Genomic DNA, 7,633 nt, shown 5'->3' on the forward strand with positions numbered 1-7,633 from the left:
CCGCATGCGGGGGCGTGGCAAGGCGTCCACGGTTCCTACACAATTGGGAGGGAGGGGGCGCACCCACGAGATACGAGGGGAGGCCAAGGCTTCGCATCATGGTCACCCCTTCTACTTACCTATATGTTGCGAGCACCAATCTAGCTACGGCCAGCATCTGCCCACCATATAGATTCACTGCTCGCGCACATCACATATATGTTTAGGCGCTACTTCTCCTCGGAGCAGGCCTTGCGGCCGTTCGGGATCTTGGCAAGGCCGACGAGCGCGAGGTGGGTGCCTGCAGCTCACCACCATCATGGCGTCCTTTCGCGAGCCGTATCAGGGCGTGCGGCTAAGCATTCGCGAGGGCCTCGCGGGGATGCATGCCCACCGGCGCTAGGATGGATGCGAGGAGGACGTATGATCATCGACCGAGACAGGGCCCGCACGGCGTTTGACGCCTACGTGGCCGCCTATGACCCATCCAACCCGCGTATCGCGCTCAAGGTGGAGCACACCTATCGCGTGGCCGAAGTCGCACATCGTATTGCCACGGACCTTGGCTTGGACGAGCGGGACGTTGACCTCGCCTGGCTGTGCGGCCTGCTCCACGACATGGGGCGCTTTGAGCAGGTTCGCCGCTGGGACACGTTTAGGGACGCGGACTCCACGAGCCACGCGCGCTTGGGCGAGAAGGTCCTGTTTGGCTCCCGCGAGCACCTGGGCAAGCCCATTGCAGGTAGCGGCGAGCCACGCATCCGCGACTTTGTTGCCGATGCCAGCGAGGACGAGGTCATACGGATAGCGGTTTGTCTCCACAGCGACTACCGCCTGCCCGCCGGCCTCGACGAGCGCACGCGCATGTTCTGCGACATCACCCGCGATGCCGACAAGATCGACATCCTGCGCGTCGCGAGCCTCGACACGCCCGAGGCGATGCTGGGCTGCTCCATGGACGAGCTGCTGGGCAGCACCCTCTCGCCCGAGGCGACCCGGGCGTTTGACGAGCGCCGCTGCATGCTGAGGGATGAGCGCTCACAGCCGGCCGACTTTCTCGTGAGCTTTGCCTGCTTTGCCTTTGAGCTGGCGTTTGCGCCCAGCAAGAAGATCATGCGCGAGCAGGGCTGCGCCATCGGGCTGCTCGAGCACCCGTTTGGGGCCAGCGGCCCCTTCCACAACGACCACACCCGCGCCGAGCTCGCCCGCATGGCACGCGAGATGGGCGCCTACCTGGAGGAAGATGCCTCGTGACCAAGCCGCGCATCCTCATGGTCGCCACCGGCGGCACCATCGCTTCTGCCGAGGAGGGCAACGGCCTGACGCCGCAGCTCACCGGCGAGCAGCTTGCCGGCTACGTGCCGCAGGCCTCCGAGCTCGCTGACATCGACATCGTGCAGCCCATGAACATCGACAGCACCAACATGCGCCCCGGCGACTGGCAGGCGATTGGCGACGCGATCCTTGCCCGCTACGAGGACTACGACGGCTTCGTGGTGCTACACGGCACCGACACGATGGCCTACACCGCCGCCGCACTCTCCTACCTCATCCAGGACAGCCCGCGCCCCATCGTGCTCACCGGCTCGCAGCAGCCCATGAGCAGCCCCTTCACCGACGCGCGCATCAACCTCTACCAGAGCGTGCTGTACGCCTGCGACGAGGAGTCGCGCGACGTGTCGGTCGTCTTTGGCGGCAAGGTGGTCGCGGGCACCCGCGCGCGCAAGCAGCGCACGATGAGCTTCAACGCCTTTACCAGCGTGAACTACCCCGAGCTCGCGCTCATCCGCAACGAGCGCATCATCCGCACGGCCCCCGCCGACGCGCGCCGGCGCGCCCACGAGCCGCGCATCTACCACGACCTCGACGAGCGCGTCTTTGTGCTCAAGCTCACGCCCGAGGTGAACCCCTCCGTGTTCACGCTGCTGCGCGAGGACTACGACGCCATCATCCTCGAGACGTTTGGCATTGGCGGCATCCCCGACGCTCTGCACGATGCCATCTTTGGGTGGGTCGACTCGGGCCGTACGCTCGTCGTAACGACCCAGGTGCCCGAGGAGGGCCTTGACCTGGGCGTCTACGAGGTGGGGCGCGCCTATGCCGAGCACCCCGGCATCCTGCGCGGCGCCGACATGACCTGCGAGGCGCTCGTGGCCAAGACCATGTGGGCGCTGGGACAGACGCGCGACGCAACCCGCCTGCAGGAGCTCTTCTACGCCCCCGTGAACCACGACCGTCTGACGGAGGCCTAGCGCGGGCGGCACAGGACGGGAGCATTAAAGGTTACAAGTTGGTATCCGCCGCGCGCGCGGGGGCTCAAACCGAGCTTAGCAGGCAAATTCCACAGATAGAATGGCTGCTACCACTAGGGATGCGCACCCAGGGGCCGCGCGGCGCAAGCCCGCCCGCGGAAGGGCGCGCAGAAAGGAAGGGGACCCATGAACTCCATCTCTAGGCGCTCGTTCGTCGCCGGCGCCGCCGGCTCGGCCCTGCTCGTGCTCTCCGCGTGCGGCGCTTCCAACTCCAGCTCGTCCGACGACTCCGGCGAGAAGACCTACAAGGTCGGCGTCCTGCAGCTCACGCAGCACGCCGCCCTCGATGCCGCCAACGAGGGCTTCGTCGAGGCCCTCGACGAGTCTGGCATCAAGTACACGATCGACCAACAGAACGCCAACAACGACCAGAGCGCCTGTGCCACCATCGCCTCCAAGCTCGTGGGCGACGGCGACGACCTGATCTACGTCATCGCCACGCCGGCCGCCCAGGCCGTAGCCGCCGCGACAAGCGACATCCCCATCGTGGGCTCCGCCATCACCGACTACGCCGCCTCCGGCCTCGTCGCCGACAACGACAAGCCCGGCGGAAACCTCACCGGCACCTCCGACATGAACCCGGTTGACGACCAGATCGCTATGCTCCAGAAGGTCCTGCCCAACGCCAAGCACGTGGGCATGCTCTACTGCACCGCCGAGTCGAACTCGCAGCTGCAGGTCGAGATGGCCGAGGCTGCCTGCGACAAGGCCGGCCTCACGCACGACCGTTACACCGTCTCGAGCTCCAACGAGGTCCAGAGCGTCGTCGAGTCGATGGTAGGCAAGGTCGACGCCGGCTACACCCCCACCGACAACACCATCGCCGCCGCTGCCGCCCAGGTGGGCCAGATTGCCAAGGAGGGCAAGCTGCCCTTCATCACCGGCGAGGAGAACATGTGCATGGGCATGGGCATCTGCACCCTCTCCATCGACTACAAGGAGCTGGGCAAGATGGCCGGCCAGATGGCCGTCAAGATCCTGAAGGGCGAGGACACCCCCGCCAACATGGCCATCGAGACCGAGACGGGCGACCAGCTCAAGGTCGTCAAGAACGAGGAGATGGCCGAGGCCCTCGGCATCGACCTGTCCGCGCTCGACGCCTAGGGGTCGAGCGCGGATGACGCGGGGCGCCTCGCCCACGCTAAACTAGTGCGCGTTGCACGCTTTCGCGCCCCGGTGGGAAATCCGTCGGGGCGCATTTGAATGGAAGGAACCACATGCTGACAGCAATGCTCGGCGCCGTGTCCCAGGGAATCCTGTGGGGCATCATGGTGCTCGGCGTCTTCATCACCTACAAGCTGCTCGACATCCCCGACCTGACGGTCGATGGCAGCTTCGCCACGGGCGGCGCGGTCTGCGCGGTGCTCGTGGTCGCTGGCGTGAACCCCGCGCTGGCCATCGTCGCCGCCATGGCCGCGGGCGCCGTCGCCGGCGCGGTCACGGGCTTCCTCACCACGGTGTTCGAGATTCCCGCGATCCTCTCGGGCATCCTCACCCAGATCAGCCTGTGGTCAATCAACCTGCGCATCATGGGCAAGTCGAACACGCCGCTGCTCACGAGCGACACCGTGTTCAGCCAGCTGGGCAACGCCACCGGCCTCACCTCCAACGTCTGCGCCATCATCGTGGGCCTCATCGTGGCCGTGGTGATCGTTGCCGGCCTGTACTGGTTCTTTGGCACTGAAATTGGCAGCGCCCTGCGCGCCACCGGCAACAACGAGGCCATGATCCGTGCCCTGGGCGTCAACACCAACCGCACCAAGATGCTCGCGCTCATCCTGTCCAACGCCCTCGTTGGCCTATCGGGTGGCCTCATCTGCGAGCAGCAGAAGTACGCCGACATCGGCATGGGCACCGGCGCCATCGTCATCGGCCTTGCCGCCATCGTCATCGGCGAGGTGCTCGGCCGTCTGCTGCCTGGCGGCCTCTCCAAGTTTGGCGCCAGGCTCGTCTCGGCCGTCGCTGGCTCCGTGGTCTACTTCCTCATCCGCGCCGTCGTTCTGCAGATGGGCATGGACGCCAACGACATGAAGCTCCTCTCGGCCATCATCGTGGCCCTGGCCCTGTGCGTGCCCGTGGTGTGGGAACGCATCCAGAGGCGCCGCTCCTACTCGAAGGGAGGCGAGCAGTAATGACGACGATGCTCAAGCTCACCAACGTCAAGAAGACCTTCAACCCGGGAAGCGTGAACGAGAAGCGCGCCCTGACCGGCGTCAACCTCGAGCTCGAGGAGGGCGACTTCGTCACCGTCATCGGCGGAAACGGCGCCGGCAAGTCGACGCTGCTCAACATGGTCTAGGGCGTCTACCCGCTCGACTCGGGCGTCATCGAGCTCGGTGGCGTCGACGTCTCGCGCCTCTCCGAGCCCGCGCGCGCCAAGTACCTGGGCCGCGTGTTCCAGGACCCGATGATGGGCACCGCTGCCGACATGCAAATCGACGAGAACCTGGCCCTCGCCAGGCGTCGCGGCAAGCACCGCGGCCTCGCCTGGGGCATCTCCGCGGCCGAGAAGAAGGAGTATCCCGAGCTGCTCGCCACGCTTGGCCTTGGCCTCGAGACGCGCATGGCTGCTAAGGTGGGCCTGCTCTCCGGCGGCCAGCGCCAGGCACTCACCCTGCTCATGGCCACGCTCACGAACCCCAAGCTGCTGCTGCTCGACGAGCACACCGCGGCCCTCGACCCCAAGACGGCCGCCAAGGTCCTCGAGCTCACCGACAAGATCGTCTCCGAGCGCGGCCTCACCACCCTCATGGTGACGCATAACATGAACGACGCCATCCGCCTGGGCAACCGCCTCATCATGATGCACAACGGCAACGTCATCTATGACGTGCGCGGCGAGGAGAAGAAGCGCCTCACCGTATCCGGCCTGCTCCAGAAGTTCGAGGAGGTCTCGGGTGGCGAGCTCGCCAACGACCGCATGCTGCTGAGCTAGCCTCACCTGGCATAGCCACCCGCTCGAGGGGCCTCGCACTTGGTGCGGGGCCCCTTTTGCATGCTATTCTCTACCTGTGCTTTTTGGCGAGGCGCCCGCGCGTGCCCGTCGTCCCCTTAAGAGAACAGGAGGGCTCATCTCCATGAGACCCGAGACTTCCGAGGCGCTCGCTCGCCTCGTCTCCATCTACGTTGCTCTGATCGAGCGCACCGGCATCGACATCAACGACGCCAACATCAACAGGATCATGACCGACCCGTTTGCCGCGTGCGAGTCGCTCAACGAGCTCGCCGTGAAGGTGGGCGCCCTCGACGCCGAGGCCGACGCCGTGATCGCCGCCATCTACGAGTCGATGGACGCCGCCGACGCCCGCTCGGCCGCTGACGAGACCTGCCTTACCATGGCTGCGTCGGCCTGGGAGACCACCCACGTCGAGCGCCCCGTCCCCGAACCCGAGCCGGAGCCCGAGCCCCAGCCGGCCGACGAGGCCAAGGATGCCGAGGTCCCCGATGAGGCCGAGGACAAGCCCAAGCGCCGTCGCCGCTCCAAGGCCAAGAAGGCCGAGGGCGAGGATGCCGCCGAAGCCCCCGAAGAGGCCGCCGACGGCCAGGGTGCCAGGGAGCAGGAGCAGGGTACCCCGCAGGAGGCCCCCGTCGACACCAAGCCGGGCCGCCGCTCGCGCGCCAAGGCCAAGGCCGAGCGCAAGGACATGGACGCCCGGACCGAGAAGGACGCCCCCGGCAAGAAGAGGCGCGCGAAGAAGGACGAGGCAGCCCCCGCAGACGAGCAGTCCGCCGACGCCCCCGTCGTTGCCGACAAGCCCGCGGAGGCAGTCGCCCCCGAGACGAGCGCAAAGACCGAGACGCCCGCAGCCGCCAAGGCCGAGTCGCTCTCCGTTGACCAGGCGGTCGCCATCCTGGGCGTGAGCCGCCCCACCATCTACAAGCTCATCGAGTCGGGCGAGCTGCCAGCCTACAAGAAGGGCCGTTCCTGGCGCATCTCCGCCGAGGCCGTCTCCAAGCGCGCGGCCAACTAGCACCCGCGCAGGGGCACCCAGCCACAGACGAGGGGCGCGACAGCCAGACGGTCGCCGCGCCCCTCTCTCGTAAACATGAGGCGGCATGGGCCACGCGCACGGACGCTAGCGGCGCAGGGCCTCCTCGCCAGAACTCCCAAGGTCGTCCTCGCCAATGAACAGCGGCACGGCCACGCGCGTGTAGACCGCCAGCCACGCCATCGACAGACAGAAGCCTCCCAGCACGTCGCTCGCATAGTGAACACCCAGGTAGATGCGGCTCACGCCAATCATCACGATGACGAGGGCAAAACCCGTGGCATAGAGGCGGCGCAGGCGGCGGTCGGCCTCGTACTTCCACACGAGCCAGGCGAGCAGGCCAAAGAAGGCCATGGCCACCATCGAGTGGCCCGAGGGGAAGCTGAACCCGCTTGCCGTCGCCAGCCTGAAGCCATCAGGGCGCGGGCGCTGGATGATGAACTTGAGCACCTGATTGATGACGACGACCAGCACGAGGTTCACCGCGCAGCACATGCCCGGGCGCTTGCCCGGGGCAAACGCCGCCACCGCAAGCAGCAGCACCACGAGCGAGACGGGCGTGGCAAGCGCCGAGAAGCTCTCCATGACGGGCGTGAGCCAGGGGGTGCGCAGGTGCTCGACGATGAGCCAGTAGGCCGCGCGGTCAAGCCGCATCGACTCGACATCGTACACGTCCTCGAGGATCATGAGGAAGACCAGCACGCAGGCGCACACCACGATGACGCGCAGGTTCTTTCTCGCAAGCCCCGCGAGGCTGCTCGCGACGCCCCTCGCTCCCCGGTTCTTTTCGTCCATTGTTCTTGCTCCTTCTTGCATCAAACGTATGCCCCTAGCTTACGGTGCCGAGGCGCCTGGGGCGATACGTTTTAAGAAGCGTTTATACAAACTGCGGCCCCGCGCCAGAGTCGAGGGGCCGCAAGGATGGGGCGATGCCTCACACCCGCTCGACGGGCGGAGCACAGGCGAGCCGATGGGGATGGGGGCTAGAGGGCAGAGGCTAGAGGCTCGAGACCCACGAGGCGGCGTCGGCGGTGCCGCGGAGCACCCTGCCATCAACCCAGGTGGCCTCGGGCGCGAACTTCTTAAGCTCGGCGGTGGTGCCGCCCATGGCGCTGCCGCCCGAGGTGGCCCAGGTCACGACTCTCTTGCCCGCAAGGTTCGCCGCCTCGACCCAGGTGCCGACGATGCGCGGGGCCACATACCACCAGATGGGGAAGCCAAGGAGGATCGTGTCATAGCCAGAGAGGTCGCCGGGGGCACTCGCGAGCTCGGGACGCGCCGCGGGGTCCTTCCCCTCGAGCGTGGAGCGGCTCGAGCCGTCGCGCCAGTTGAGGTCGGCCGCGGTGTAGGGAG

At 66.8% G+C, this 7,633-nt stretch carries 7 protein-coding genes and 1 pseudogene; 6 read left to right on the forward strand and 2 right to left on the reverse strand.

The window, feature by feature from the left end; all coding sequences use genetic code 11:
• The first annotated feature begins 402 nt into the window (after nt 1-402).
• From AC1VTH_RS05185 to AC1VTH_RS05210, 6 genes and pseudogenes are all read left to right on the forward strand, one after another.
• Complete coding sequence (locus AC1VTH_RS05185; protein ID WP_481335076.1) at nt 403-1,233, forward strand: HD domain-containing protein; 831 nt, start codon at nt 403-405, stop codon at nt 1,231-1,233.
• 17 nt (nt 1,234-1,250) lie between these two features.
• Complete coding sequence (locus tag AC1VTH_RS05190) at nt 1,251-2,231, forward strand: asparaginase (protein WP_481335082.1); 981 nt, start codon at nt 1,251-1,253, stop codon at nt 2,229-2,231.
• 186 nt (nt 2,232-2,417) lie between these two features.
• Nucleotides 2,418-3,395 (forward strand): ABC transporter substrate-binding protein, encoded by a 978-nt coding sequence (locus AC1VTH_RS05195; RefSeq protein ID WP_481335077.1) that lies wholly within the window; start codon nt 2,418-2,420, stop codon nt 3,393-3,395.
• Nucleotides 3,396-3,508: 113 nt separating this feature from the next.
• Nucleotides 3,509-4,423, forward strand: a complete 915-nt coding sequence (locus AC1VTH_RS05200) for an ABC transporter permease (protein WP_481335079.1) — start codon at nt 3,509-3,511, stop codon at nt 4,421-4,423.
• Between the two features lie 8 nt (nt 4,424-4,431).
• A pseudogene (locus AC1VTH_RS05205) lies at nt 4,432-5,226 on the forward strand (ABC transporter ATP-binding protein).
• Between the two features lie 142 nt (nt 5,227-5,368).
• Complete coding sequence (locus AC1VTH_RS05210; protein WP_481335080.1) at nt 5,369-6,262, forward strand: helix-turn-helix domain-containing protein; 894 nt, start codon at nt 5,369-5,371, stop codon at nt 6,260-6,262.
• A gap of 105 nt (nt 6,263-6,367) precedes the next feature.
• Here the strand turns inward: AC1VTH_RS05210 and AC1VTH_RS05215 are convergent, their stop codons facing one another.
• Nucleotides 6,368-7,075 carry a phosphatase PAP2 family protein gene (locus AC1VTH_RS05215; protein WP_293673980.1) on the reverse strand — a complete coding sequence of 236 codons (708 nt, stop codon included), beginning with the start codon at nt 7,073-7,075 and terminating at the stop codon, nt 6,368-6,370.
• A 202-nt stretch (nt 7,076-7,277) separates the two neighbouring features.
• Nucleotides 7,278-7,633 (reverse strand): flavodoxin (locus AC1VTH_RS05220; protein ID WP_481335081.1); only part of this gene is annotated, 356 nt, incomplete at its 5' end.

Source organism: Parolsenella sp. (genome assembly GCF_982402205.1).